Source organism: Pseudoalteromonas holothuriae (genome assembly GCF_945859825.1).
Taxonomy (GTDB): Bacteria; Pseudomonadota; Gammaproteobacteria; order Enterobacterales; family Alteromonadaceae; genus Pseudoalteromonas; species Pseudoalteromonas holothuriae.
Genome location: NZ_CAMAPC010000085.1, coordinates 1 through 506, shown reverse-complemented (window position 1 = coordinate 506; position 506 = coordinate 1). Strand labels below are relative to the sequence as shown.

1 protein-coding gene is annotated in these 506 nt (G+C 47.0%); it reads left to right on the top strand.

Annotated elements, in window-relative coordinates; genetic code table 11:
• The coding region (locus OCI93_RS20995; RefSeq protein WP_261627267.1) for a hotdog family protein at positions 1–506 on the top strand (506 nt) is incomplete at both ends.

The window sequence follows — 506 nt, the reverse complement described above, 5'->3', positions numbered from 1 at the left end:
TTACCGACCTACCCATTTGCACAGCAACGTTGTTGGGTAGATATAGACTCAAGTGTGTCGCGTCAAGGCTCGCAGGGCGAACCGGGTAAACAACAGGGTGCCACACAGATACATCCATTGCTGCATCAAAACACGTCAACATTTAGCCAGCAACGCTTTACATCACACTTTAGCGGCTCAGAGTTTTTCCTTGCAGATCATCGTATTGGTGGTATGTCCATTTTACCAGGTGTGGCGTATTTAGAATGTGCATTAGCAGGGTTTGCTACAGCACAACAAGTCTCTTTATCAGAATTATCAGGAGTGTCATTAAAGCAAGTTAGCTGGCTAAGACCTGCAGTTGCTGGCGATACAGGGCTGTCATTACATGTTGTGCTAAAACCGACAAAGCAAGGAGATGTCAGGTTTGAGATAAGCGCAGAGGGTGAGCCAGAGCAGGTTTACTGTCGTGGTGTATTGAGCATGGCTACGTCATCGGCATGTGCAGCAATAGACATCACGGCATT